At 59.6% G+C, this 23,455-nt stretch carries 26 protein-coding genes and 5 pseudogenes; 14 read left to right on the top strand and 17 right to left on the bottom strand.

What is annotated here, in order from left to right:
* Nucleotides 1–135 precede the first annotated feature (135 nt).
* The gene (locus tag AC3WVQ_RS29355) at nt 136–711 is read right to left on the bottom strand and encodes an MFS transporter (RefSeq protein WP_492383582.1); all 576 of its coding nucleotides are present in this window, start codon (nt 709–711) and stop codon (nt 136–138) included.
* Between the two features lie 82 nt (nt 712–793).
* Nucleotides 794–1,279: pseudogene (locus AC3WVQ_RS29350) on the bottom strand (MFS transporter); the annotation flags it as partial.
* Here AC3WVQ_RS29350 and AC3WVQ_RS29345 point away from each other — a divergent pair.
* The 4 genes and pseudogenes from AC3WVQ_RS29345 to AC3WVQ_RS29330 form a co-directional block, all read left to right on the top strand.
* Nucleotides 1,269–1,976, top strand: a complete 708-nt coding sequence (locus AC3WVQ_RS29345; RefSeq protein WP_492383379.1) for a winged helix-turn-helix transcriptional regulator — start codon at nt 1,269–1,271, stop codon at nt 1,974–1,976. The pseudogene AC3WVQ_RS29350 and the gene AC3WVQ_RS29345 sit on opposite strands and share 11 nt — an antisense overlap.
* A 96-nt stretch (nt 1,977–2,072) precedes the next feature.
* Nucleotides 2,073–2,162: pseudogene (locus AC3WVQ_RS29340) on the top strand (helix-turn-helix domain-containing protein); the annotation flags it as partial.
* Between the two features lie 372 nt (nt 2,163–2,534).
* Nucleotides 2,535–2,713 (top strand): annotated as a pseudogene (locus AC3WVQ_RS29335) (transposase); the annotation flags it as partial.
* An 18-nt stretch (nt 2,714–2,731) separates the two neighbouring features.
* Nucleotides 2,732–3,065 (top strand): annotated as a pseudogene (locus AC3WVQ_RS29330) (exonuclease/endonuclease/phosphatase family protein); the annotation flags it as partial.
* 2 nt (nt 3,066–3,067) lie between these two features.
* Here the strand turns inward: AC3WVQ_RS29330 and AC3WVQ_RS29325 are convergent.
* On the bottom strand, nt 3,068–3,949 hold the full coding sequence (locus tag AC3WVQ_RS29325) for a hypothetical protein (protein ID WP_192445593.1): 882 nt from the start codon (nt 3,947–3,949) through the stop codon (nt 3,068–3,070).
* A 423-nt stretch (nt 3,950–4,372) separates the two neighbouring features.
* Here AC3WVQ_RS29325 and ku (AC3WVQ_RS29320) point away from each other — a divergent pair, with 423 nt between their 5' ends.
* The 3 genes from ku (AC3WVQ_RS29320) to ligD (AC3WVQ_RS29310) are packed head-to-tail and all read left to right on the top strand — an operon-like array spanning nt 4,373 to nt 7,216.
* Nucleotides 4,373–5,278 carry a non-homologous end joining protein Ku gene (ku, locus tag AC3WVQ_RS29320; protein ID WP_113080611.1) on the top strand — a complete coding sequence of 302 codons (906 nt, stop codon included), beginning with the start codon at nt 4,373–4,375 and terminating at the stop codon, nt 5,276–5,278.
* 11 nt (nt 5,279–5,289) lie between these two features.
* Nucleotides 5,290–6,102, top strand: coding sequence for a non-homologous end joining protein Ku (gene ku / locus AC3WVQ_RS29315; protein WP_492383378.1), 813 nt, complete (start codon nt 5,290–5,292; stop codon nt 6,100–6,102).
* Nucleotides 6,103–6,157: 55 nt separating this feature from the next.
* The gene (gene ligD / locus AC3WVQ_RS29310) at nt 6,158–7,216 is read left to right on the top strand and encodes a non-homologous end-joining DNA ligase (RefSeq protein WP_192445594.1); all 1,059 of its coding nucleotides are present in this window, start codon (nt 6,158–6,160) and stop codon (nt 7,214–7,216) included.
* Nucleotides 7,217–7,222: 6 nt separating this feature from the next.
* Here ligD (AC3WVQ_RS29310) and AC3WVQ_RS29305 read toward each other — a convergent pair whose 3' ends face one another.
* From AC3WVQ_RS29305 to AC3WVQ_RS29290, 4 genes are all read right to left on the bottom strand, one after another.
* Nucleotides 7,223–7,642, bottom strand: coding sequence for a DUF4112 domain-containing protein (locus AC3WVQ_RS29305; RefSeq protein ID WP_192445595.1), 420 nt, complete (start codon nt 7,640–7,642; stop codon nt 7,223–7,225).
* Nucleotides 7,639–10,275: a DNA ligase D gene (gene ligD, locus AC3WVQ_RS29300; protein WP_492383377.1), complete on the bottom strand. Its 2,637-nt coding sequence runs from the start codon at nt 10,273–10,275 to the stop codon at nt 7,639–7,641. Before ligD (AC3WVQ_RS29300) ends, AC3WVQ_RS29305 begins: the two co-directional genes overlap by 4 nt.
* A 344-nt stretch (nt 10,276–10,619) precedes the next feature.
* A complete protein-coding gene (locus AC3WVQ_RS29295; RefSeq protein WP_192445597.1) occupies nt 10,620–11,030 on the bottom strand; it encodes a hypothetical protein in 411 nt (136 codons plus the stop codon).
* 358 nt (nt 11,031–11,388) lie between these two features.
* Nucleotides 11,389–11,706 (bottom strand): hypothetical protein, encoded by a 318-nt coding sequence (locus tag AC3WVQ_RS29290; RefSeq protein ID WP_034799802.1) that lies wholly within the window; start codon nt 11,704–11,706, stop codon nt 11,389–11,391.
* 272 nt (nt 11,707–11,978) lie between these two features.
* Here AC3WVQ_RS29290 and AC3WVQ_RS29285 point away from each other — a divergent pair, with 272 nt between their 5' ends.
* Both AC3WVQ_RS29285 and AC3WVQ_RS29280 read left to right on the top strand, forming a co-directional pair.
* Entirely contained in the window at nt 11,979–12,449 is a 471-nt protein-coding gene (locus AC3WVQ_RS29285) for a DUF6438 domain-containing protein (protein ID WP_234798858.1), read from the top strand.
* Nucleotides 12,450–12,561: 112 nt separating this feature from the next.
* Nucleotides 12,562–13,079: pseudogene (locus tag AC3WVQ_RS29280) on the top strand (NAD(P)H-dependent oxidoreductase); the annotation flags it as partial.
* A gap of 78 nt (nt 13,080–13,157) precedes the next feature.
* Here AC3WVQ_RS29280 and AC3WVQ_RS29275 read toward each other — a convergent pair.
* From AC3WVQ_RS29275 to AC3WVQ_RS29265, 3 genes are read right to left on the bottom strand one after another with little or no spacing between them, the layout of a single operon-like run.
* Nucleotides 13,158–13,940 (bottom strand): SDR family oxidoreductase, encoded by a 783-nt coding sequence (locus tag AC3WVQ_RS29275; RefSeq protein WP_192445599.1) that lies wholly within the window; start codon nt 13,938–13,940, stop codon nt 13,158–13,160.
* Nucleotides 13,941–13,955: 15 nt separating this feature from the next.
* Nucleotides 13,956–15,152: an aminotransferase class V-fold PLP-dependent enzyme gene (locus tag AC3WVQ_RS29270; protein WP_244495229.1), complete on the bottom strand. Its 1,197-nt coding sequence runs from the start codon at nt 15,150–15,152 to the stop codon at nt 13,956–13,958.
* Nucleotides 15,146–15,625 (bottom strand): RidA family protein, encoded by a 480-nt coding sequence (locus tag AC3WVQ_RS29265; RefSeq protein WP_060520498.1) that lies wholly within the window; start codon nt 15,623–15,625, stop codon nt 15,146–15,148. Before AC3WVQ_RS29265 ends, AC3WVQ_RS29270 begins: the two co-directional genes overlap by 7 nt.
* A gap of 100 nt (nt 15,626–15,725) precedes the next feature.
* Between AC3WVQ_RS29265 and AC3WVQ_RS29260 the strand changes: the two genes are divergently transcribed.
* A complete protein-coding gene (locus AC3WVQ_RS29260; protein WP_492383376.1) occupies nt 15,726–16,667 on the top strand; it encodes a LysR substrate-binding domain-containing protein in 942 nt (313 codons plus the stop codon).
* Between the two features lie 437 nt (nt 16,668–17,104).
* Entirely contained in the window at nt 17,105–18,214 is a 1,110-nt protein-coding gene (locus AC3WVQ_RS29255) for a flavin-containing monooxygenase (RefSeq protein WP_492383375.1), read from the top strand.
* Between the two features lie 314 nt (nt 18,215–18,528).
* Here AC3WVQ_RS29255 and AC3WVQ_RS29250 read toward each other — a convergent pair whose 3' ends face one another.
* Both AC3WVQ_RS29250 and AC3WVQ_RS29245 read right to left on the bottom strand, forming a co-directional pair.
* Nucleotides 18,529–18,936 (bottom strand): type II toxin-antitoxin system VapC family toxin, encoded by a 408-nt coding sequence (locus AC3WVQ_RS29250; RefSeq protein ID WP_034799905.1) that lies wholly within the window; start codon nt 18,934–18,936, stop codon nt 18,529–18,531.
* Complete coding sequence (locus AC3WVQ_RS29245; RefSeq protein ID WP_134887574.1) at nt 18,936–19,190, bottom strand: type II toxin-antitoxin system Phd/YefM family antitoxin; 255 nt, start codon at nt 19,188–19,190, stop codon at nt 18,936–18,938. Before AC3WVQ_RS29245 ends, AC3WVQ_RS29250 begins: the two co-directional genes overlap by 1 nt.
* Before the next feature lie 683 nt (nt 19,191–19,873).
* On the opposite strand from AC3WVQ_RS29245, the gene AC3WVQ_RS29240 reads away from it, so the two are divergent.
* From AC3WVQ_RS29240 to AC3WVQ_RS29230, 3 genes are read left to right on the top strand one after another with little or no spacing between them, the layout of a single operon-like run.
* A complete protein-coding gene (locus AC3WVQ_RS29240; protein WP_492383374.1) occupies nt 19,874–20,149 on the top strand; it encodes a hypothetical protein in 276 nt (91 codons plus the stop codon).
* Nucleotides 20,146–20,568, top strand: coding sequence for a hypothetical protein (locus AC3WVQ_RS29235; RefSeq protein ID WP_246807000.1), 423 nt, complete (start codon nt 20,146–20,148; stop codon nt 20,566–20,568). The genes AC3WVQ_RS29240 and AC3WVQ_RS29235 overlap by 4 nt, the downstream gene beginning before the upstream one ends.
* A 26-nt stretch (nt 20,569–20,594) precedes the next feature.
* On the top strand, nt 20,595–21,023 hold the full coding sequence (locus tag AC3WVQ_RS29230) for a hypothetical protein (protein WP_246806999.1): 429 nt from the start codon (nt 20,595–20,597) through the stop codon (nt 21,021–21,023).
* 54 nt (nt 21,024–21,077) lie between these two features.
* Here AC3WVQ_RS29230 and AC3WVQ_RS29225 read toward each other — a convergent pair whose 3' ends face one another.
* The 5 genes from AC3WVQ_RS29225 to AC3WVQ_RS29205 form a co-directional block, all read right to left on the bottom strand.
* Nucleotides 21,078–21,353, bottom strand: a complete 276-nt coding sequence (locus tag AC3WVQ_RS29225; RefSeq protein ID WP_034799791.1) for a hypothetical protein — start codon at nt 21,351–21,353, stop codon at nt 21,078–21,080.
* 74 nt (nt 21,354–21,427) lie between these two features.
* Nucleotides 21,428–21,808, bottom strand: coding sequence for a DUF6481 family protein (locus tag AC3WVQ_RS29220; protein ID WP_034806060.1), 381 nt, complete (start codon nt 21,806–21,808; stop codon nt 21,428–21,430).
* Between the two features lie 29 nt (nt 21,809–21,837).
* Entirely contained in the window at nt 21,838–22,062 is a 225-nt protein-coding gene (locus AC3WVQ_RS29215) for a hypothetical protein (protein WP_060608879.1), read from the bottom strand.
* 119 nt (nt 22,063–22,181) lie between these two features.
* Nucleotides 22,182–22,391 carry a cold-shock protein gene (locus AC3WVQ_RS29210; protein ID WP_034806062.1) on the bottom strand — a complete coding sequence of 70 codons (210 nt, stop codon included), beginning with the start codon at nt 22,389–22,391 and terminating at the stop codon, nt 22,182–22,184.
* Nucleotides 22,392–22,989: 598 nt separating this feature from the next.
* A complete protein-coding gene (locus AC3WVQ_RS29205) occupies nt 22,990–23,247 on the bottom strand; it encodes a hypothetical protein (RefSeq protein WP_134887575.1) in 258 nt (85 codons plus the stop codon).
* Nucleotides 23,248–23,455 lie beyond the last annotated feature (208 nt).

The following is a 23,455-nucleotide window of genomic DNA, read 5'->3' as shown; positions in this document are numbered from 1 at the left end:
GAGCTCGGCGAAAGCAACGCCTTACCTTTCTCACGATCAGATCATGGGATGCCTGATGGTTTCACCCAGACATATCATCTCGCCACGCATCACTCACACACGCCTCTATCGCGCGCATGCCTGTGGCGCGCCTGTTCACGGTGTCGCCAGACCGAGCTCTATCTCAGAACCTTTTCGTATCTGCCAATTCGCCACCTGCGCTATGACAAAGGCCACACCGACGAAGAGACCGCCTATTAGGCCGAGTTGATGGCGTTCAAGCACCGTGATGCCAGCCGCCCCAATGAGACCGGCAGCCGATACGCCGACATAAAGGGCAGCCGAATTCAGACCCAGCAAGAGCGACGCCGATGCGGGCGACAAACTGATCAACCGGTGCTGTTGGGGAACCAACAAGCCCCAACCGCAAATGCCCCAGACAACCAGAGCCAGGGCAGAACTCCAAAGGTGCGCACTGCTCCACGGCATCAATGCGAAGTTCGCCACGGCGATCGCAAGCGAGCCGTTGACAATCATCCGATTGCCGAACCGATCGGTAAAGTATCCGGCTGCCAGGTTGCCAGCGGTGGCTGCGATACCCCAAAGGAGCAGAAGTGCGGCCAAGACCTCGGGCCTTCCACCTGTCGCGCGATCGAAGGTCACTCCGAGATACGTGTAAACCGCAAAGAATCCTGAATACGCCACTAGTGTGGTCAAAAGGGTGAGCGCCACGCGAATGTCTTTGAGTGGACCAAGGCGCGCGCGCAACGATACTGCCGGCAAGGGGGGGGACAGCCGGCAACAGCACGTAGACGCCAACAGTAGCGACGGCCCCAACGACAGTGACAAACCACATGGTGGCGCGCCAATCACCCAGCCCGCCAATAAATGTTCCAAGCGGAGATCCCAGGGCGGTCGCACCGGACAACCCGGCCACCACGATTGCTAGTGCACGCGCGCGTTTCTCCGCCGGCACAAGTGAGGCGGCTGTCGCCGTCGCCGTTGGGCTGAACATCGCTGCGCCGAGCCCCGCCACGAAACGGCTCGCCAACACCCATTCGATGGTCGGTGCAATGGCTGTGACGAGATTACCGATGACGAACACCGCCAAGCCGGCGAGGAGAAGTCGCTTTCGCGGCCAGTGAGCCGCCGCCGCGGCGATGACCGGCGAAAGCACGGCGAAACTCAACGCATAGACGGTGACCATTTGCCCAGCGACTGCGATTGAGACGCCGAGGGATTGCGTCACCTCAGGAAGAATTCCGGCGATTACGAAACTGTCTGTACCAATGGCGAACATGCCGACGGCAAGCACGAGCAAACGACGATCCATTGTGGTGGTCCTTAATCCGCGGCATCAGCCGCTGCGCAAAAGTTTCATGTTAAAACTTACCAGAAAAGTTGCACGACGCAACTGTTCTCGCTATATTGCTGGAATGCAACGCAAAGCCTTCAGTGAAATGAACTGCTCGATTGCCCGCGCCCTCGATGAAGTAGGCGAGTGGTGGAGCCTATTGATTATCCGGGAGTGCTTCTTCGGAACCACGCGTTTCGATCAATTTCAGGAACGCCTGGGCATCGCCCGGAATATACTGACGACGCGCTTGAGGCGGCTCATCGCGAACGGTGTCGTCGAAAGAGTTTCACTTGAAGAACATGGGCGACGGGAGGGGTATCGCCTCACCGCCAAGGGCGAGGAGCTTTTTCCGGTGCTGGTTTCGTTGCAACAGTGGGGCGACAAATGGGCCGTTGGAGAAAAGGGGCCGCCGATCCGAATAGTTGAACACGAGACAGATAGTTTGCTTGGACCTGTGGGCCCGATCTCGTCAACCGGGCGCATAATTAGTTTTCGTGACGTCCGCCTCGAGATGGGTCCAGGCGGAGGGCCGTCTACCGCAAAACGAATAGCGGACCGAAATCTCGCTATTCTCGGAGTGGCCGATGGAGCGTCCACCGCCGACAAATCGGTGGAACTTGACTCAAAAAGCACCTCGTGAGCGGGCAACCCCTCCCCGTGATTTTGGTGGCCAATGTTTTGATGTGCCAATAATAACATGGCGTGCGTTAGTGGCGCGTGCTTTAACGAAGACCGCCAGCGGGAAATCAATCTGGATCAGATTCGAAAGCTCAGCAAGGAATGGAACATTCCGGCTGGTTCACTGATCGGCGACGTCGCTGCTTAAGGAATCCCACAGCTTCCGCAGTTGAAACGGCCCCGCGCCCTGTCCTCCAGGCGGGTGACCTCCTTGATGCGATCGATCGCGCCCGCATCTTCGAACCTGAGCATGTTTGGGAACAAAGCCGGCGCGAGCGCCAAACAGCGATCGCAAGAATGATCGTCAAGAGCACGAACATCGTCTGATATGAGAGATCGATCAGGCTCACGGAGCGCGGATCGAGCACCAGCGCGATGATGTCAGCATCACTGAACCCGCCGTCGGTGGCGCCCGGCATCCGGGCGAACGAAGACGCGCGGTGGATGCACGAGAGGTGACCTTGCCCCGTTGAAATAATCCATTTTGAAGTAAGCTCTGGCCCATTGAGAGGACCAGGGAATGAAGCGCAATCGTTTCACAGACGAACAGAACATCGGGATTCTGAAGGAGCACGAGGCGGGCACGCCGGTCGCGGAGCTTTGCCGCAGGCACGGCGTCAGCGATGCCAGCATCTATAAGTGGAAAGCCAAGTCGGCGGCATGTAGCTGTCCGAAGCCAAGCGGCTGAAGAGGCTGGAGGTCCGTGGCAAACCGACCATGCCGACGGTATTGGACGTCTACGCACCGTCACGCTGGCCCGACGACGCGCTGTTCCGGCCGGAAGTCCGGAAAGCCTCATGCCGATCTCCTCGCCCAAGGCTGGACCGACGCCATCCGCCATATTCATCCGAAGGAACGCATCTACACCTTCTGGAAATACTGGCGCAGCGCCTGTGAGCGCGATGCGGGCCTGCGTATCGACCATCTTCTCCTCAGCCCGGCGCTTGCGCCCTGGCTCAGCAAGGCGAGTGTCCCACGTAGCCCTCGTGGCTTGGAGCACACCACCGGCCATGGGTCGGTCATCATCGAGATCGAACCACCATCGGATTGAAGTCAGGCCTGAGCCTTTTGACTGGCCCTGCGTTCGCGCGCCTTGGCGGTCAGCCGCGCCTCGCTCAGTTCCTCAAGAGTCGGCAGCCACCAGCCGCGCCGGCGCTCACGCTCTTCCGGCGCCCTTTTCGAGGGCCAGGTCTGCACCAGCTCCTCCAGCGAAGGCGTCCGCCATAGGCCCCAAACGTGATCCCCAGCGATGTGTGGATAAAGGTCGGCAACCTCATGGCAATCGACCAGCTCGCCGGTTATGTCTCCAACTACGACGATCCCGTAGAGCGGCGTCGCAAGCGGCCGACCTATCGGGGGCAAATCATCGACGGCAAGTGGGATGCGCCGGCGCTTGCGCTCGACCGCCCGGCGGCGGGACAGTCTTTCCTCGTAGGTTCCCTTGCGCGCCTCGGCGCGCTTGCGTTTTTCTTCAGGCTCATTTCGGTGCGCTTCCGCCTCGATAGCCCCCCAGCGATCGACAAGATCATCATAGGAAGCGAATGGCACCCGCCACACCTTATGCTCGCCATCCCAACGGGCAAATGGAACCTGGCGGATTTCGTCGACCAGTTTGCGTGAAAAAGGCGTCCGGATGCGAAACCCGTCCTTGTCGACGTTGAGGTAGGGGCTGAGGATCGGCTCGAACGCATAAGCATCCCTGCCCTTTCCCTCTGCGTATGGATCGACGCGGAATTCTTCCCTGGCCAGCCAGCGATCGATGCGCCGGCGCGCGGTCGTGCCGGGGACGATCCAGGCCTTTCGCCGGTCGCTCCAGCGGGCGCGTGGAAAAGCCTCGCGAAACCGCTGCACGGTCATACGGTCGAACGGAAATGCGACCGACACGCACTCGCCAGCCCCTTTGTCCTCATGATCAATCTCGACATCGTCAGCCATCGCATCACCCGTCGCTACGACAGAGGGCGGCCCGCGCGCCAATGCTTCCTATGCCAATCTCCGAGACCGCCTTGCCGGGCTTTGCCTCAGTCTTCGCCTTTGTGCGCTGATCGGCGAACGGGGACCCGGTTCACATCGATACTTTCCTTGAACTGGCGTTTCGCGCGGCGCCGAATATAGCGCCTATCGGTTCTGCTATCGACGAATTCACGTTTCGTCATGACATCTCCCTTCCAGTTGTGGCTTCGGAAGAACGCACGCCGCCCCGAAAAGATGCAGCGAATCAGCGGCATGGTGGAGACTGGTTAAAAAGGGCGCCCACGCATGCCTAAGTTATTGATTTTCGATTCCTTTCGAGTCGGAACAAATTCGCTCGTGATTCGCTTGACTCGCTTTGGTTGCGTCGAGTCGGGAGTTTAAAAGATGGCCGGTCATCGTGCCCAGTGGAAGGGCTTCATCAAATTCGGCGAGGTCAGTTGCGCAGTCGGCCTCTACACGGCCGCCAGCACCTCGGCACGCATCGCGTTTCACACCATCAACCGCCGCACCGGCAATCGCGTTAACCGTGTCTTCGTCGATAGCGACACCGGCAAGGAGGTCGAGCGGGAGGATCAGACAAAGGGCTTCGAGATCGAAAACGGCCACTACATCATGATCGATCCGGAGGAGGTGGCCGCTACCGTTCCGGACAGCGACAAGACCCTGCAGATCGAAGCCTTCATTCCCTGCTCCGACGTTGACGACGTCTATTTCGACAAACCCTACTATCTCGTGCCGACCGACCGGGTTTCGTCAGACGCCTTTACCGCGCTGCGCGATGCAATGGAGAAGTCGAAAGTCGCTGCGATCGCGCGCACGGTCCTGTTTCGTCGCATACGCACACTCTTGATCCGCACCCACGGCAAAGGCCTGATCGCCACCACGATGCAGTATGACTACGAAGTCCGCTCATCACAGAAGGCGTTTGAGGAGGTGCCGAAGCTGCGGATCAAAGGTGAGATGCTGGATCTCGCCAAGCACATCATCGCTACAAAGAAAGGAACCTTCGACCCGGCCGCGTTCGACGATCGTTACGAGACGGCGGTCGCTGAGCTGGTGAAGGCGAAAATTGAAGGCAAGGCCTTGCCGAAGCGAAAGGAGGTCAAGGTCTCCAAACCGGACGACCTACTGGCCGCCCTACGCGAAAGCGCGAAGATGCTGAAGGCCGGCGGCGATCAACTGACGCGACCCGCCGCCAATGCCAACAAGGGCGCCGGGCGCAAGCCGGCGTCGCGCGCCGCGGCCTCGAAATCGCGCGGCTCGACGTCCGGACAGCGTAAAGCCGGCTGAGGAGCACGATCATGGCGCCGCGCCCATACTGGAAAGGCTATCTGAAGCTCTCGCTCGTCACCTGCCCGGTCTCGATGTCGCCAGCAACGTCGGAGAGCGAAAAAGTCAGGTTTCACACGCTCAACAAAGAGACCGGAAATCGCGTCGTCTCCCAATTTGTCGACGCGGTCACGCGCAAACCGCTGAAGGATGAGGACGAGATAAAGGGCTATCCCCGCGGCGAGAACGACTTTGTGCTCCTCACGGACGACGAACTGGATGCCGTCGCGCTCGACACCGTCAAAACCATTGACATCGACAAGTTCGTCCCGAGCAACAGCATCGAGTGGATCTATCTCGAAAAGCCGCACTATCTTGTGCCCGACGATCCCGTCGGCCATGAGGCCTTCGCGGTCATTCGCGACGCCATGGCGTCCGACAAGGTGCTCGGCATTTCGAAACTCGTCATCGGCCGGCGCGAGCGGGCAGTCGTGCTCGAACCGCGCGGCGAAGGTATCGTGCTCTGGACACTACGCTTCGGCGACGAGGTCCGGCCAGAAGAGTCCTATTTCGAGGATATCGACGATGCATCGGACCCTGATCTTATTCCCCTTGTCGAGAAATTCATCAAGCAGCACACCAATACCTTGTCCCCGGACATGGTTTCCGACCCCGTGCAGGACGCTCTCCTCGACATTATCGCGAAAAAGAAGAAGGGGCTGAGGCCCTTGAAGAAGGGCAAGGCCAAGGAAGAGACCGGCGCGGCTGGCAGCAACGTCATCGACATCATGGACGCTCTTCGCCAGAGTTTGGCGGCGAGCGGAAAAGGAAAGCGCTCATCCTGAAAACTTCACGGAAGGCACTTATGTTCGTATTCTCTCTTGCGCATGATGGATCGCCATGAAAGCGAAGCGCCGATCGGCCATACCCTTGCTCGATGACTCCGGTACTGCGCTCCAGTCGCGGCCGGTCCGCCGACGCAATCGCGACCAGCCCACTCTGCCCTTCGATCCGATGCCCGGCCGCATCGAGCCGTGCCTGGCGCTTCTGCGGCCGACGCCGCCGGAAGGACCGGAATGGCTCTACGAAATCAAATGGGACGGGTATCGCCTCGCCATCCACATCGAACCGAAGGGTGTTAGGATCATCACGCGCGGCGGCCACGACTGGACCGATCGCTTTCCACGGATCGCGGAAGCCGCGAAGAGGCTCGACGTCGGGACCGCCATCCTCGATGGCGAGGCCGTGGTCCTCAACAAGGAGGGCCATGCGGACTTCGGGGCGCTGCAACGCTCGCTCGGGGGCCGCGGCGGCAAGCGCGCCTCGACGGAGGCGGCCTTTGTCGCATTCGATCTTCTCTATTTTGATGGCCACGATCTGACGAAGACGGAGCTTTCGGTTCGCCGGCATCTGCTTACGGATTTCCTCGACGGCGCAAGCGGCGCGGTGCAACTGTCGGAAGAAGCGCACGGTGATGGCGTCGAGTTGCTGGCAAATGCATGTTCGATGGGGCTGGAAGGCATTGTTGCCAAGCACCGCGAGCGGCCATACAGGTCGGGACGAACAGGCGACTGGATCAAGGTCAAATGCGTTCAAAGTGAGAGCTTCATGATCGTCGGCTATGAGCAGTCCGCTGCAGCGCGTAGCGGGATCGGCAGCCTTCTGCTTGCCGCCCGGCGGGGCGATAGCTGGGTGTCGGTGGGTTCTGTCGGGACCGGGTTCAAGGCGAAGGATGCCGAATACCTGCGCAAGACATTGGACAAGCTGAAGACGAAGAAACCGGTCGTGCCGGTCAAGGGCAAGAATTACGTGTTCGCGCTGCCGACGCTGATCGCCGAGATCGAGTTCCGCGGCTGGACGGTCGAGGGAAATCTGCGCCACGCCTCCTATAAGGGCTTGCGCGAAATCCAGGACAATGCCGCGGTGTTCGATATCGCCACGCTTGGAAACCGCAGCTGACCGGCGTTACCGATCGAGGTCAGCGTGGTCGAGGCCCAAGTGGTCCAGCACGAGTTGCAGATTGCGGCGGTTGGACTTGAAATAGATATCGAAGACATCGCCGAGCACCGGCACGCTTCCCGCGACCGTGTCGAAGCCGACATTGACAAGCATCTTCACCAGCTTGTCATTCGGCACGCCGAGACGGCGCGCCTCGTTTACGATGACGAGGCTGATAGCCGCCGCTGCCCAATCGCCCACGCCTGGGATAAGGCCAAGAACCGAGTCCGCGCCCAGCGATACGCGCGTGCCGGGAATGCGGAGCGCCGTGTCCATCAATCGTACCAGGCCGCGCATGCGCCGAAGGCGGGTCAGGTGCTCGATGGGGACAGTGTGATTTTTCATGCGTCCTATGTGGTCTTGGCGCCCCTGCCGTTCAAAGCTCATGCCGCAGCCTTGTGCTTGCCGAGCCGCTTGATGGCCTGTTCGAGCTCGCGCTGTCCGTCGCAATAGTCCTCCCACGCAATCGTCTTCGTTAGCAGCGCCGGTACGGTCCGCACGGTGAACCGCTTCGGATCGAGATCGGATTTGACCTGCGTCCAGGTTAGCGGCATCGACACGGTGGCGCCCGGACGCGCCCGTGGCGACAGCGGGGCCACCGCCGTCGCCATGCGGTCGTTGCGCAGATAGTCGAGGAAGATGCGGCCTTCCCGCAGGCTTTTCGTCATCTTGATGAGATAAAGGTCTGGATTATCGCGGGCCATCTCCTGGCAGACGTCACGGGCGAAGCCCTTCGCCTGCGCCCATGGAAGTGGCGTACGCGCGTTCACGGCCAGCGGCGTCACCACATGCAGTCCCTTGCCGCCAGTCGTCTTGCAGAAGCTGACAAGTCCGAGATCATCAAGCCGGTCCCGCATTTCACGGGCGGCCGCAACCACAGCCGCGAACGGCACATCCGGACCGGGGTCGAGGTCGAAAACCAGCCGGCCCGGCACCTCCGGTTTTCCTGGTTCGCAGTTCCATGGATGTAGTTCGATGCCGCCGATCTGGGCGACGGCGACGAGGCCTTCTACACGGTCGACTTGCAAATACGGCTTCTTGTCGCCGAACACCTTGACCAGCTCCAGCAGGTTTGACGTACCCGGCATGGCGTGGCGTTGGAAAAACTGTTCGCCGCCAATGCCGTCAGGCGCGCGGATGATCGAACACGGCCGGCCCCTGACATGTTCGATCAGCCAAGAGCCGACCGCTTCGTGATACCGGGCCAGCTCTTCTTTGGTGACGGCCTTGCCGTCGTCGGCGTCCGGCCATAACGGTTTGCCCGGATTGGAGATGAGCACGCCCATGACCTCGGCTTTCGCGCCCTTGCGGCGCGGGACCTTGTTCACCATCGGCGCGGGCTTGGGCGTTTTGGCCTTCGCGGGGGATGCCGGCTTTTCCGCCTCCACCTCATCGGCCGGCTTGTCCTCCCGCAGGCCCTTGAAGGCGGCCTGGCGGACTTGCCCGTCTGCGGTCCAGCCAGCGAATTCGATCTCGGCGACCAACTCGGGTCTCACCCAGACGACTTCCTTTTCGTTCTTCGGCGCGCCGATCCCCGTGAACGGCGACTTCGTCGTTTCCACAGCCTTCAACTTTGGCAGCAGTGTTTCGACCTTCTTGGCGCTGTAGCCTGTGCCGACGCGGCCGACATAAACGAAATGCTCACCGCGATTGACGCCGGCAAGTAGCGACCGGAACTTGCCATTCGTCTTGGCGTATCCGCCGATAACCACTTCATGCCCGGCGCGGCATTTCGATTTCGCCCAGGTGTCGGTACGGCCGGACTGGTAGGGCGCATCGGCATGCTTCGAGACAATGCCCTCGAGGGAAAGCTTGCACGCAGAACGCAGGACCGCATCGCCGCCCGTCTCGAAATGCTCGACGAAGCGAAGACGAGGATTGTCGGTCGCATCTGCTAGCAGCTCCTGCAAACGCGCCTTTCGATCGGTAAGCGGCCTCGGCCGCAAATCCTCGCCGCCGTCGAACAGGAGGTCGAACGCGAAATAGACCAGGTTGCCGGTGGTGCCTTCCGACAAGGCGGCCTGAAGCGCCGCGAAATCCGGAGCGCCATTGTCGTCGAGCGCGCAGATCTCGCCATCGATAATGCAGTCGGGCAGTTGGGAGGAAGCTCTCGCTATCTCCGGATATTTGGCCGTCCAGTCCAGCCCTTTGCGGGTCTTCAGCATGACCTCACCGTCAGCGACCCGCATTTGGATGCGGTATCCATCGAACTTGATCTCATGCAGCCACTTCTTCCCGGCCGGCGGGCGCTCCACGGTTTCGCAGAGTTGCGGAGCAATGAAGTCGGGCAAGTCAACCCCGGTCGACGCCGCCACATCCGTCCGACCCCTCTCTTTGCGTTTACCGGCTGCGCGCCCTCGCTTGCTATCCCAGACTGCGTCGGCCTCGACCTCACCGCTCGCCATCATGAACGGCTTGGGCTTGCGCCCCTTGCCGCTTGCGATCTGCTCCATGGTTCGTCCAGAAGCCACTGAGGTCATGTTCTCATCCAGGATGGCAGCGCCGTTCTCTTCAACGGAATGATCGTCATGATGCTTGATCAGCAGCCAATTGGTGCGCTTACCGCCGTCGCGATCGTTGCGCATCCGCACGAGCACGAAGCTGCCATTCAGGCGCTTACCCTGCAGCACGAATTTCAAATCGCCCTTCTTCAGGGCTTCCTCCGGCGACTTGTTTCCTTCCGGCTCCCAATAGCCCCGGTCCCACAGCATGACCGTGCCACCGCCATACTGGCCTTTCGGGATGGTGCCCTCGAAATCCCCATAGCCGAGCGGATGATCCTCCACCTCGACCGCCAGCCGCTTGTCATGCGGATCAAGTGACGGCCCCTTCGTCACAGCCCAGGACTTGAACACGCCGTCGAGTTCGAGGCGAAGATCGTAATGAAGGCGCGTCGCGTCGTGTTTCTGGATGATGAAGCGAAGCCGATTGGCCGGCTTGACAGCGGCCGCGCCGCTCGGTTCCTTTGTCTGCTTGAAGTCCCGTTTCTTCTTGTAGGTTGAGAGCTTGTCAGCCGCCATGATCGACCTCAATCCATCCCATCAGGAAATTCCTTACCCTGGAGTCGAAAACCCCCGCGCCGGATTGTTGTTCCTCCAAGGACAGGTCCCGCCTGTCCGATGGCAGGTGTTTCGTGTGAAGAATATCCTCTGCCGGCGGCGCGGTGGTTAGGCACAGCCGATGCCATTGCCAAGCAACCTACCGAGCTGCCTTGTCCGTCAATGGGCTCGCAGACCGTCAAGGTGCTTGATGGGATCTGCCTAGTCACTCGGCGCCTTGAGGGACATCGCCGCTCCCTTTTGGGATCGGCCTGGTGGTCGCTACCGCAGGCGCTCCGTTGGCGGCGGCGCCGACGATTTGCTTTCTAGCGGTAAATGTCGAGCGTGCGATTACGGTGGTTCGGATGGGTGCTGTAGACGAAGATGCGGTTGAGGTCGCGGTCCGTCAGCATGCGCAGGAACCGCGCTTCGATAATGTTGTTAGCATGCACCCGCTTTGTCAGGCAGCCGACCATCTGGATGCGGGCGCTCGGGATGTCCAGGTAGAAATTCTGTGGCAGCGTGTACTGCGTGAGGATGCTGATCAGGGCGCCGCTTTTCGAAAGCTTGATGATCTCGCAGCGACGAGAGCTCAGTCGCGTCATGCCCTTCTCAGTGTATTCGATGCGCGCATCGTTCCGCGTGTCCTCCATTGGGAAGTTGGTTTCCCGATCGTACATGAAGGACTCTTGCTTGTTCAGGAAGTGCTGATACATCACCGGCGCCGCGCCTCTCATCAAAATGCCTTTCCGTATCCCCTTTTGAAACAGACTAGCGGCAGAGATTTAACAGAGGGTTTGGGAGACGATCCACTGAGCCGTCAACCCGTCGGCTTCCAAACGTCGCGCGGTAACCTTGCTCACCGCTGTCGACCGCTGAATTGGCAAGAAAGCTGTTCGCCTTCGCCAAGCCAGCCTACATTCGTTTCGCATGCGACGGCGAGACTCTTGGGGATCTGCGAGCCCCGATTATCCCCGCGGACCCGGGCCGAGTTCCATCGATATTCCCCGGAATGGAGCTGATTGGCGCGTCCTCGGTCGCCGCTTCCCGACGGGGGGCGATCCTGGCTTGAAAAACCGGCCTTGAAGCGAGAGGTCAGAAGTTGCCGGGATCGCGAAACGGAAGCGCGACCGATATTATTCGACGAAAAGTCGCCGTATCGCGTGATCTCCAAAGGGCCCATGAAAGCCCCGCAAAGGCAATGGTTACAGCCGCGCCTACCAGTCGATACGTCCTTCGCCTCGGACGAATTGCCACTATGCCCATGTTCTCAACACGCGTCTGCAAGCGACGCACCTGCTTTCTAAGTCGATTGATTTCCTTAGCAGTGTTTCTCTGCTGTGCCGGAATGCCCACGAAATCTTTAGTGGGATCGACGATCGCCTTCGGAATAGGCAGCCCGATATCGGCCATGTTTGATCCTCCTGCATATTTGTAGGTAAACAGTACCTTGGGAGTTTTGTTCCAACCGACCGGCCCCTCGCTCAGGGCAGACGCGTGACCCGCCCGGATACAGGTCAAGATTGTCAGCCACAAAAGGGCGTTGACTGGGACTGCGTATTGGTTGAGGTTGACTTCTTAACACGCAAAAGATGCTGACCCGTGACACACGTGTTGAGCGGACCTGACGACCGGCCCAGGGTCCTGAAAGGGTGCACGATATGATTCTGGTTGCGAAGATTATAATGGCTGCGGCAGCGCTGCTGGTGGAGCAAAGCCAGACGCCGAGCATCATTGTCGAACGCAAACCATGTCTCGGCGAGTGCCCAGTTTACCGTTTCCAGGTGAGCGCCAGCGGGGGTATGTTCGAGGGCCGGCGCTTTACAAGCGTTCATGGCGAACAGCCTTTCTCGATCACGCCAAAGGAATGGTCCACCTTTCAGTCGGCACTCGCACCGCATCGGCCACAAGGAACGGAGACCATTACCGTGGGGCATGCGCGGTGCAGACAGTTTGCCACGGATCATGCTTCAGTCTCGGTGACGTGGATCGAGGTCGGACGTTCTGACCAGCTTGTCTTCAATTTCGGCTGCAGGGATCCGCGGAACGATGCTTTGGCGCGGACGCTTGCGGATGCGCCCGATTTGCTTCAGGTGGGGAAACTGATCGAGGATCGCCGTCTTGAGGATGGAGCCTGGGATCGTCCAGCAAAGTGAGGCTCTGAGGGCGACTTCCGACCAGGGCCTTAGAGTTAATCGCTGGGACGCTTGTGGGTTGAAAAGCAAGAGCCGTCGCCTTCCGCCTCCTTAGCGCACTGGGGGTACTTGGGAGCATTTCGGGGCTGAGGTGTGCTTCATCTGATCCCTCCGGCTTACCGCTTCCGGATGATGCACCCGTGCGCCATCCGAAGGTCCAGGAACGCCGGGAACTTTCGGCATGGTCGGAGGGCCAGGTCTGGGGCAGCCCGGAGCGCCCCAGGATCATGAAGGCGCAGATCGACTGGATCCCGCTGTCCGTCGGCTCGATCTGTGCGACGCAGGGGAAGTCCCTTGCGGTCATGCAAGTCGGGTGGTTCTCAGTCCTTCGATGCCATCAATACCCTCCGGCTGCCCGGCCGCTGGATGCGCATGATCACGATCCCCAAACGTCAGTCGCCAAGGCCTATCAGGAGTACGACGGAAATGGACGTATGAAGCCATCGTCCCACTACGACCGCGTTGTCGACCTCTGCGAGGAACTGATGAAATTCACGCTGCTGACGCGTCGCCTATCTCGTCGACCGATACAGCGAGCGCAAGGAAGACGTGGAGAAGCCGGAACAGCGCGTCAAACTCAAGTCGATCTGATCATCAAAGGGTATTCGATAATATTCGAATACCCTCTGACACGGAAATGAGGTCCGCGATGCCGTGAGACGTTGGAACTTAAGCAAGCGTCGACCTGAAAGCGCCACCGTCGAGCAGAATATTCTGGCCGACAATATAGCCTGCGTACTGGCTGCAAAGAAATGCCGCGGCAGCGCCGAACTCCTCAATCGTGCCGAAGCGCCCGGTCGGATTCTCCGCATGCGCCTCCTGCCGCGCCTGGTCGATTGAGATGCCCTTCACTTCTGCCCGTCGCTGGAGAAGCACGGCTACACGATCAGTCTCATGTGACCCCGGTAGGAGGTTGTTGATCGTTACGCCATGTTTCGCGACTTGCCTTGCCGTCCCTGCCACAAAACCGGTCAGTCCGCTGCGGGATGCGTTGGATAGGCCCAACTCCGGGATCGGTGACTTTACCGAGGCGGAGGTGATGTTGACGACGCGCCCCCAGCTCCTATCGATCATACCGGGCAGAACCGCTTTCATCAGCAAGATCGGGGTCAGCATGTTAGCGTTCAGTGCGTTCAACCATTCATTCGTCTCCCAATCAGTCCATAAGCCAGGCGGCGGTCCCCCTGCGTTGGTGACGAGGATGTCGGCTTTCGGTTCCGCTTCGAGAAGCTCTTGCCGTCCTTCTACGGTCGTCACGTCTGCTGCCACGGCATAGACTTCGGCACTTGTCAGCTCGCGAAGCTCCCTCGCGGTGGCCTCCAGCGCGTCCCGGTTACGACCGTTCAGGGTAACGATCACGCCCGCCTCTGCGAGCTTCTGCGCCACGCCTCTGCCCAGCCCTTTCGAGCTCGCGCAGACGATCGCGCGCTTGCCACTTATTCCCAAATCCATCGTGGTTCCGTCCTTCTATTGGATCGCATCTTTTGCGATGTGCTCAACCGCATGGATCAGGCCATCGACCTCTCCCGCCGTATTGAAATAACTGACCGAGGCTCGAGCTATTTCCTGCAGTCCGCGCGCCGTCATGTCGAAGGGCGTGTAGGGTACGCCGTTCGCCCCGATTGAGATACTCTTCTCTGCTAGTCTGCGTCTCACAACCGATGCCGAAATTCCCTCCACCGTGAAAGAAACAAGGCCCGACTGTTTCTCCCCGAGATCGCGCACCTCAACCGCCGGAATACGTTTCAACCCGTCCCGAAGCCGGGTTGCCAGTCGGGCTATGCGGGCTTGGATCGCCTCGACACCCAACTCCGAAGCCAGCGCGAGTGCTTCGCCGAGCCCCAGGAGCAGTGATATAGGCGCTTCGGACGTTTCGAATAGACGAGCATCTTTCCTCAGCTCGACTTTTCCATTCACGAGAGGGCCGGAGCTCACGTCAACGAAACTGGGATCGAGCTTCTCAAGAAAATTGGAGCGAACGTAGACGAGAGCCGTTCCGCGCGGCCCTCTAACGTATTTCCTGCCGGCCGCCTTGAGCACATCGCAACCTATCCTCGACACATCGATAGGAAGCTGACCAAGTGCCTGCCCGGCATCCACGAAGTATGGGATGCGAGCCGCGTTGGCGACCCGCCCGATGGCTTCGGCGTCGTTTATCAATCCCCCGTTGGCGGGAAGCCATGTTAGCGAGATCATGCGCACCTTGTCGTCGATCATTGCGGAAAGAGCGTTCGGATCGACACTGCCGTCTTCCGCGCAGGGAATGGTCTCGATACTTGCCCCGGCATGGCTTGCCGCACGCTGCATCGATGCGACATTACCGCCCCATTCCTGTCGCCCAATTAAAATGCGCTCGCCCGACCTCAGCTGTGGCAACGCGGCAAACACGCTCCCCCAAAGGGCAGACCCCGATCCACCGAAGGCAACCTCGCCTTCGTCGGCGCCGATGAACTTGGCAGCATTGGTACGAAGTATCGCAAACTCGTCCGCAACCAGTGCGGCAGCTTCCATCGGACCTCGCGTCGATTCCAGCATCAAGTGTCCGACAATCGCTTCGGTGACCCGCCTCGGTGGGAGCGAAGCTCCGGCGTGATTGAAGTGACTTCGCTGGGCGCAGCCGGGTGTGTCGTTGCGCAGGCCGTCGATTATTGCGTCGGTCAGCACCTGGTCTCCTCCAGTTCAACAACCGCATCGATCTCGACGGCTGCCCCCGAGGGAAGCGAGCTGACACCAATGGCGGCCCTCGTGTGCTGCCCGGCTTCGCCGAACACCGCAACCATCAGATCGGAGGCACCGTTTGCAACCTTCGAGTGATCCTTGAACTCGCTCGTTGCCGCGACGAATACGCCAAGCTTCACGATGCGGCGGACAGACGAAAGCGAGCCGTCTGTATTGGAAGCGATCTGTCCGAGAAGATTAAGGGCTGCGATGCGCGCCGCTTGCACCCCCTGCTCGTGAGATATGTCCGCACCCAGGGTGCCTGCAATGATCTCACCGGCCGGCGCCTTGCTGATCTGACCGGAAATGAACAACAGGTTGCTCGTGTGGACCACCGAAATGTAATTCGCAGCCGGAGACGTCGGCGCGGGAAGTTCCAGGCCAAGAGTAACCAGTTGGTCACGGATGGAAATCGTCATCGTTTTCTCCTTTTCTTTCTTGCTTCATGAAAGAAATCCGAGGGGCCCGCCAATTCAAAGCTTTGCGCCCTGCGATCGAATTCGTTAATGTCAGCCGTCATTGGTCCGCGAGGCATCGGCATTGCGCAGTTCCCCATTCCTCCCACCCCTTTCCGCGGCCAGGGTCTTCCAGGTGGTAGCAAACCGAGCGAGCTTTCGACTGGCCGGCGAGGAACTGCTCATTACGCAAAGCGCGGTGAGCCACCACATCAAGCAGCTCGAGAGTGCTCTCGGTACTCCACTCTTTCGTCGCAAGAGTAAAAGCATTGAGCTGACCGAGGCAGGCACAATGTTTCTTGCCACCGTCGACGAGGCCTTCACTGTGCTGTCGGAGGGCACCGCGAGGGTGCGCTCGCGATCCGGGCAGACCAGCTTGCGTGTGAGCCTGCTTCCCTCTTTCGCGGCCAACTGGCTGGTCAACAGACTTGGCAGTTTCCTCAAGAGCTACCCGGCGATCGAACTCGAATTGGATCCGACCCTGCGCATTGTCGATGTCGGGCGAGGCGAAGCGGATATCGCGATCCGATTTGGCGATTTTGGCGGGAGCAAACAGTTCTGCGTGCACCTCGCAAACGAAGATTTGTCTCCGGTGTTGAGCCCGGCGCTATACGGAGACGGATCCCAGTTTCAATCCGCGCTAGACCTACTCAACCAGGAGATATTACAGGCCAAGAGCGGCCTCGACTGGCAGCTGTGGTCGGAGGCAGCCGGATTTCCGCTTGAGAGGGCCAAACAGACCCGGCTGACTGACTACAACATTGTATTGCAAGCTGCTCTTGATGGTCAGGGTGTCGCCATGGGGCGAGGCCTTCTTGTTCGGGAGCATATTCGGGCGGGGCGCCTGGTTAGGCCCTTTTCGGCTTCGTTGAGCTCACAGAAAGCTGCATACTGGGCAGCCTTCGACCCGCTCTCGAAGAAACTCGAAGCGATAGAGGCGTTTGTCGCCTGGTTGAAAAGTGAGATGACCCTATCGGCGCAGAGAACGTCCGGCCCCATTTTTTGATCGATGCAATCGTCGTCCCAACGGTAAGATTTACCGGCGGATACCTCTGGACGCGCTCCACCAAGTATCTCTTCACAAAACCCGAATGTTGGATGACATGCAGGCTGGCTAGAACCTCAACACCGAGGAAGTAGCACTTGTTCCCCATAGAGTGGCAGACCCGGCTCTACCCCAGTGAGGCACCTTCCAGTATACATTGTGCGATCAGATCGTGAGGCTTTCGGTCTCTCCTCACTTTTTCTTTGGCGTGGAAAATGAAATCCGTCTAATTGGGGCTGCAACGACCGCTCGGCCGCTCCCGCCCCAAAAAACATTCTCGCCGAAGGCATGGAAGCGCAACCCGGGCGATGCAGGCGGAGTACAAGGGGAGACAGCGCCCCGCCCACTTGTCCGCCGACCCCTGTCGAATTAGGCTCCATTCTGGGAGCGACCATCGAGTGGATACTTATGTCGTCATTGTCGGAGCCGGGCCGGCCGGCCTTGCGGTCGGCGCCTGCCTAAGACGGGCGGGGCTGGATTTCGTCATCCTTGAAATGGCGTATGAGATCGCCCCCGCCTGGCGACGCCACTACCGGCGGCTGCACCTTCATACGGTGAAGGCGTTCTCCGCGCTGCCGCACATGCCATTCCCCAAGGACTATCCGCGCTATGTGCCGCGCGAGAAGATGGTCGCCTATCTCGACGCTTATGCCGAGCGTTTCGAGCTACGACCGCGCTTCGGCGAGACGGTCAAGTCCATCCGCCGCAAGGACGGCGGCTACCTGGTCGAGACCGGAACGGAGACCTTCTGCGCAGGCCACGTCGTGATCGCCAGCGGCAACAATGCTGAGCCCTTCGTTCCCAGCCTGCCCGAAATTGAGGCCTTCCAGGGCAGGCGGCTGCACAGCGCTGACTACACTGAAGCCGCGCCCTTCGCCGGCCAGTCGGTTCTGGTTGTCGGTATGGGTAACACCGGCGCTGAGATTGCGCTCGACCTTGCCGAGTGTGGCGCCCGCCCGACGCTTTCGGTACGAAATGGCATCCACATCGTGCCGCGCCAGCTGTTCGGCGTGCCGATCCAGATCATCGCCATGGCAACCCAACGGCTGCCGCGAGCTGTGAACGACCGGTTGTTCCCCACCATCCTCGACCTCGCGCTAGGTAAGCTCGAAAAATACGGCATCGCCAGGCCGAAGCAGGGCATTCTTGAGCAGATCAACGCCGGACGCATCCCGGTCATCGATGTCGGCACGGTGAGAGCGATCAAATCCGGCGACATCAAAGTGGCATCAGACATCAAGCGTTTCACCGAGCGCGGTGCCACTTTCGTTTCCGGCAGGCATGCGGAGTTCGACAGCGTCATCCTCGCCACCGGCTACCGGCCGAGTTTCGAGAAGTTCCTGCCGGCGGCATTGCGGCCCGGCAAGAGCGGCGTCACTCGCCAAGCCGCCGCGCTCGGCCTTTATCTCGTCGGTTTCCACAATCCGGTCACCGGCCTGCTCAGGGAGATCGGTCGAGAGGCGGCCGCGGTGAGCGCGGATATCGAGCGGCGGAGCAGCACAAAGTGATTGCGTCAAAGTTTCAGCGATGGGTGCTTCGTCCGCGCGCGCCCCAAACATGGAGCATAGGGGTGGTCGCTACCCGGACGCCGATCAGCGTGTCATCGCCGCCGACCTACAATAAGGTTCTCGCAATGGGAAAGTCCAAGGCTAGGCTCGGCTCGGCATCGCCATGCAACGCGAGCGCCTCGCAATAACGACCGTGATTGAGCCTCCGCTCACTGCGGAAGATCAATCAATTGCATACCGCAAGATCCAAGCCCCGGCGAACAGTTGGTCCGAAAAACTATCCTCGAGAAGGGTGTCCGTCGCGCCGGGCGGCCTCACGCCGACGTTTCCCAAGGACTGATTACGGAGGCATCTGTGTCTTCGAAATCCTTGAAGTTGCGCGTGACAAGGATGAGATCGCGGACGATCGCGGTCGCGGCGATCAACCCGTCAATATCACCGCGGGGGCGGATTGCCGCGATGCGGCCCCATTCGACCGCGATTTGGTCTGTTATAGGCAAAATGCGGTCGCCATGGTCGTGGCGCAGCTTGCGCAGCCATTCGGTGAGGTGCGCTGCAGTCTTCGGATCCGACATCTGTTTCAGGGCAATGCCGCGCATGATTTGGCCGAGGGTGAGCGCGCTCAGGTGGATGCTGAGCGGATCGACAGAGCGCAGCCAGGACACCGCCTGCGACGTGCCACGTCGCGCCTCTGACACAATGTTTGTGTCAACCAGGTACATCAGAATGCCACATCGCGGCTTGGCGTCTTGATGCGTACATTCACCGCATCAGCGAGTTGGTCGTCCCAAGCGGGACCGCCAAGCAGGTCATTGACCAACTCCGGCCGGCCAGCCCGTAGGGCGTCGTAGTCATGAGCGGACAGTACAACGGCGGTGCGCTCCCCGCGCAGCGTGACAATCTGCGGTCCCTCGTGGCGGGCCTTCTGCACCACCTTCGAGACTTGGTCCTTGGCGTCCTGCAGTTGCCATTCCATAGCTCCACTCCAAGTTGGCTGGACTGTCTAGATATATAATTCCTGTCGCTCGCGATTTAACGGGGAAAAGCGCGATCGATAGAGCTCTGCCCGCAACGCCACGCGAGCTCACTCGCAGGACTTGCATGCGACACTGAACTTGCTGAGCAATTTTGGCCAGATCTTCCTTTTGTCGGAAATGAATGGTGCACGTTACGCAATCATTTTGGCCCGGAACGGGAACAGCGCAGCAACTAGGGTTTGTCAACCCAGGCCCTTCGCACCTGGGTCGCCGGCGTCGGTCGGGGCAGGCAACGCGAGCCCGAGCCTTGCTCTTGCCTGACCGAAGACGGCTCGCACGGTTCATCCTCCATCCGGGCTAATGGCGGGACGGTCACACGCATGATAGATTAATATTAGTTATTGCGCATATTCATGTGCTTGTATTTGTACTTTTTGGAGGCGACATAACTCGCATTCCTTCAATGGACGTTTATGGCTTGCCTACGCTGTCGGTGGGGAATTTTTCCGGCTGACTTTCCTCTCGTCGACCTTTCCGACATTCGCCGGAAGCCACCGCAACCTGACGGGATCGCTCGGACCGCCGCGCGGCAGGCATGTGGGGGACTGCGCGGCTGCGACCGGCACCTAGGCCGGGTCGGATTCGCATCCGGTATGAGGGAGGGGACAGGCCGAAGAATATGATGCTGCTGTTGATCTCGCTCACCGTGGCGCCCGGTGCCGGGGAAGCAATACTGCGCATGTTTACGCCGTTTCCGATCGGCACACGGACGCACAAGAGCATCGACGAGAAATATGGCTATCGCCTCGATCCGGCACTCGGCGACGTAGGCAAGGCCGGCTTCCGGGATCCACCTGGAGCAGGTCATGACTTTCAGGTCGCGGCGATCGGCGATTCGCTGACCTATGGCAACAACGTTGATAGCGCGCATTCCTGGCCGCTGCTTTCGCGGCAATGACGGGCGAACGCACGTACAACTTCGGCGTCGGGAGCTACGGTATCTACACCTATCACGCCATCGTGCACGATGCTTTGGCCGCGGGCGCGAAAGGCAACATTGTCGCCGTATTCCCTGCCAACGACTTCGCAGTCGTCTTTTCCGCCTGTGATATCAAGAATGCCCGTTCCGACTTCTGGCTCTCAGAGCAGAGGCGGCTTCATCTGCAGGCCCTGTTCGGTGACGCGGGAGGTTATTGGCAGTGTGCCGAGCAATCCGCGAGCCTCAAGACGAAGCTTGTCGAGAATGTCGCGATCCTGAGTGTCTATCACCATGAGATCGGGGAACGACTAAAGACTCTTTACGCCCGACTGTTCAAACCGGGCGATGATGAAACATCCGAATACTACACATTTCCGGACGGATGCCTTCCGTCCTGAAGCGCTCTGTCGACGACCACGGCCGCATGGCGGATCTGGCGTCACCCGAAACCGCAGCAATGTTCAGCGACTTCCAGCGGTTTGCGGCCGATTGGGCACAGCAGCGGCCGGGGCGGGTGGGCATTCTGCTCATTCCATCGAAAGAGCGCGTGATCTTCGAATGCCTGCGTCACCATGACCGGCTGGCGTCAGCTGCGCCGGAATTTGTCCTCAGCGTTGAACGTCAGGTTGCGCTTGAGAAAAAGATCCGCGAGACCGCAGAGGAGCTCGGTTTGCCGTATCGCAGCGCGCTTGCCGCAACCGCCGATGCCCTGCAGGATGCGATCCTAGCTGGGCAGCGCCTTTATCCTGAAAGAGACGGCCATCCGTTTGAAGCCGGTTACAGCGCGTTCGCACGGACAGCATCATTGCTTTGGGATGAGATGACGGTGAGGGCCGCCCAGCCTGGCGACTAGTCGGGTTGACGAAGCAACGTGACATCGCTGATCGCGGCGAGCGTATGCATCCAGTCAGGCTCGGTCGTACGTAAAGGACGTCAGCAAGGTGGTTACGAAATTGCTCGCCCGTTCCTTAACGAGCACCTCGGTCCACTCATTGGTTCCTCGAAGCCTTAGATCGGTGTAGATGCTGTCGACGGCGGCCTCTTCGATGCGTTTGATGTGCGCCTTGAAATTTGCCTCGCCGCCGGCATGGTACATGTCCCGTATAACCATGCGCAGGATTTCTTGGATTGCGATTTGCCATGACGTGTTGATCGCCTGGAGTTCGTTCGCATCCGGTGCCATCGGGGTTACCTTTCGTATTGAGTGTCCCGAGCATGACATCGCCATGCTGTCGGGTAGCGGCGCAACGCAGAAATTTATCCTTGTCTTGCCTTGCGATTGGCATAGCGCCTGTCGCGGTTGGCCTTTCGCACCGCCTCATCTTCGATCACCCGCGCTATACGCGCGTTTTCGGCGATCGCCCGCGCTTCGGTTTCGGCGACTGCTGCCGCCTCAACGGCTGCCTGCCGCTCTGTCGCCTCGGTCTCGATACGCTTTTGTTCCTCAAGCTTCAGACGCTCGCGTTCAACGCGCCGCTCTTCACGAGCGGTGGAAAGGGCTTCGCGCTCGGCCTGCCTTGCCATCCTCCCTGGTTCTGCTGCAGTCCTTGCCGCTCGGTAGGCGTTCAAGAGAGCAGCTTTGGCGTCTGCCGATGCGGCTCGGCGGTCGGAGATGTCGTTTTTTCCGGCGTTCTTCATTCGTATCCCAATAGTAAGTGCGTCAGAGATCAGCGCGCCTTGGCGCGTTTGGCGATAAGGTTGCGTGTCGCCGACAAGCGGTCGGCCAACTCCTTTGCAAGGCGTTCCTCTCGAAGCCGGAGAGTCTTGGCATCCCGGGCCTGAGCAACGGATTCCACCTCTTCCATCGCGTTGTTTTTGGAGAAGAACTGCGTCTGGACTTTCATGAAGGCGATCTCCGCCTGCTGACGGGATTTGCTATGTGCTTCTATCATTGGAACCTCAACTAGTTCGGCGTGGCGAACAAAAAAGGCCAGGCGAAACGCCCGGCCTTGTTGAAACTGCTTCCGGCAATGCCAGTACATCCGTGGTCAAAGGGAAGCAAATCTCAATTTTAGGCAGACTGCAGATTGGTAGCAGACATCTTGCCCGACTTATTGTCGCGCTCGAGCTCGAAGCCGATCTTTTGCCCTTCGACGAGTTCGCGCATTCCAGCGCGCTCGACGGCGGAGATGTGCACGAACGCGTCTGCGCCACCGTTATCAGGCTGGATGAAGCCGAAGCCCTTGGTGGAGTTGAACCATTTTACTGTGCCTGTGGTCATGATGAACCCTTTCAAAGCATAGAGTGAGGGACCGCTCAGCCTATGCTGAGCAGGTGGAAACCGACTGTTTTTGAAAGGGAAGTTCGCTTAAGGCGCGGTGCCAATCGCGCGGTAGACAAAGCTCGGCAAGCAAAAGATCGATGCCGCATCTATAAGTGACTTGGATTGGCGCGTCAACGATTAGTTTTCTAAGATGCAGTATTCACCCTGTGATTGTACTCATATCATCGTGGCACGAGCGAAGGCGCGCCTCTCTCGGCCCTGTCGGCGGCTCGTCCCCCATCGTACGGATGACCGCATCGAACAGCAGATGGCTGAACAGGCTTGACCAGCACATCCGATGTTCCCGCCCTTCCCGCCGCCTTGACTACTTCCTCACAGCCACGGGCGCACCATGATGAGACACGGTGTGTCCGTCATCCTAAGCGAGCGGAGCGCCAGTGCAGTCTCTATTCAATCCATTTTCGGCATCTGCCAGTCGAGAAGAACAACACCGTAACGTGTTTGCGGAGGCTTGTTCCGAATGGCGTCGATTGCGTCCGTTCCGCGGCACGGCGCGAGTATCGAAAGACATCGCTGTCGACATCGCTCTCGTGCGCTAGCGGATCATACGTGGACTGACGGCACTCAGCATTTTCAGGATGTCGTCCTCCAACTTCCGGCACAGGTCTTCATATTCTTTCAAAAGTGCTGGGGCGGGACCCGCCTGCTCGCGCAGTTCATCACGGGCCATGGCGGCTTTACCGTAAGCTTCGAGCAGATCGGTTATCGCAAGGAAGTTTGCATCGGCAATTTGTTTCCGATGTCGTGGCAAGCGCATCATCATCCGGGCTCTACCGACCTTTTGGAAGTCCATTTTACACCCCTAAAGGTAAGGCTGAACGCAGTCTCCTCGAACACGACTTCATTAGCAAGTTGCCTAGCTACTTTGCCTGCCCCACGCATATCAGTAACCGGCGGGCCATCACCGCGCAGAGCAGGTCCGCGATGCCTCGACGGACAGGCCGCCAGAGCGACGACCGCTCGCCCTCGATGGTCCAGCCGACGAAGCAACAGAAATCGTC

It is taken from the genome of Ensifer sp. EB106-05-01-XG146 (genome assembly GCF_058791875.1).
Note: the sequence above shows the minus strand (reverse complement) of the source record. Positions and strands in the feature narration are given on the sequence as shown.

What these genes read in the sequence shown, in the direction of transcription:
- AC3WVQ_RS29345 (WP_492383379.1), top strand. Translation starts at nt 1,269, where the DNA reads ATGGCGAACATGCCGACGGCAAGCACGAGCAAACGACGATCCATTGTG.
- AC3WVQ_RS29325 (WP_192445593.1), bottom strand. Translation starts at nt 3,949, where the DNA reads ATGGCTGACGATGTCGAGATTGATCATGAGGACAAAGGGGCTGGCGAG.
- ku (WP_113080611.1), top strand. Translation starts at nt 4,373, where the DNA reads ATGGCCGGTCATCGTGCCCAGTGGAAGGGCTTCATCAAATTCGGCGAG.
- ku (WP_492383378.1), top strand. Translation starts at nt 5,290, where the DNA reads ATGGCGCCGCGCCCATACTGGAAAGGCTATCTGAAGCTCTCGCTCGTC.
- ligD (WP_192445594.1), top strand. Translation starts at nt 6,158, where the DNA reads ATGAAAGCGAAGCGCCGATCGGCCATACCCTTGCTCGATGACTCCGGT.
- AC3WVQ_RS29305 (WP_192445595.1), bottom strand. Translation starts at nt 7,642, where the DNA reads ATGAGCTTTGAACGGCAGGGGCGCCAAGACCACATAGGACGCATGAAA.
- ligD (WP_492383377.1), bottom strand. Translation starts at nt 10,275, where the DNA reads ATGGCGGCTGACAAGCTCTCAACCTACAAGAAGAAACGGGACTTCAAG.
- AC3WVQ_RS29295 (WP_192445597.1), bottom strand. Translation starts at nt 11,030, where the DNA reads ATGAGAGGCGCGGCGCCGGTGATGTATCAGCACTTCCTGAACAAGCAA.
- AC3WVQ_RS29290 (WP_034799802.1), bottom strand. Translation starts at nt 11,706, where the DNA reads ATGGCCGATATCGGGCTGCCTATTCCGAAGGCGATCGTCGATCCCACT.
- AC3WVQ_RS29285 (WP_234798858.1), top strand. Translation starts at nt 11,979, where the DNA reads ATGGCTGCGGCAGCGCTGCTGGTGGAGCAAAGCCAGACGCCGAGCATC.
- AC3WVQ_RS29275 (WP_192445599.1), bottom strand. Translation starts at nt 13,940, where the DNA reads ATGGATTTGGGAATAAGTGGCAAGCGCGCGATCGTCTGCGCGAGCTCG.
- AC3WVQ_RS29265 (WP_060520498.1), bottom strand. Translation starts at nt 15,625, where the DNA reads ATGACGATTTCCATCCGTGACCAACTGGTTACTCTTGGCCTGGAACTT.
- AC3WVQ_RS29250 (WP_034799905.1), bottom strand. Translation starts at nt 18,936, where the DNA reads ATGTACCTGGTTGACACAAACATTGTGTCAGAGGCGCGACGTGGCACG.
- AC3WVQ_RS29245 (WP_134887574.1), bottom strand. Translation starts at nt 19,190, where the DNA reads ATGGAATGGCAACTGCAGGACGCCAAGGACCAAGTCTCGAAGGTGGTG.
- AC3WVQ_RS29240 (WP_492383374.1), top strand. Translation starts at nt 19,874, where the DNA reads ATGCTGCTGTTGATCTCGCTCACCGTGGCGCCCGGTGCCGGGGAAGCA.
- AC3WVQ_RS29235 (WP_246807000.1), top strand. Translation starts at nt 20,146, where the DNA reads ATGACGGGCGAACGCACGTACAACTTCGGCGTCGGGAGCTACGGTATC.
- AC3WVQ_RS29230 (WP_246806999.1), top strand. Translation starts at nt 20,595, where the DNA reads ATGGCGGATCTGGCGTCACCCGAAACCGCAGCAATGTTCAGCGACTTC.
- AC3WVQ_RS29225 (WP_034799791.1), bottom strand. Translation starts at nt 21,353, where the DNA reads ATGGCACCGGATGCGAACGAACTCCAGGCGATCAACACGTCATGGCAA.
- AC3WVQ_RS29220 (WP_034806060.1), bottom strand. Translation starts at nt 21,808, where the DNA reads ATGAAGAACGCCGGAAAAAACGACATCTCCGACCGCCGAGCCGCATCG.
- AC3WVQ_RS29215 (WP_060608879.1), bottom strand. Translation starts at nt 22,062, where the DNA reads ATGATAGAAGCACATAGCAAATCCCGTCAGCAGGCGGAGATCGCCTTC.
- AC3WVQ_RS29210 (WP_034806062.1), bottom strand. Translation starts at nt 22,391, where the DNA reads ATGACCACAGGCACAGTAAAATGGTTCAACTCCACCAAGGGCTTCGGC.
- AC3WVQ_RS29205 (WP_134887575.1), bottom strand. Translation starts at nt 23,247, where the DNA reads ATGGACTTCCAAAAGGTCGGTAGAGCCCGGATGATGATGCGCTTGCCA.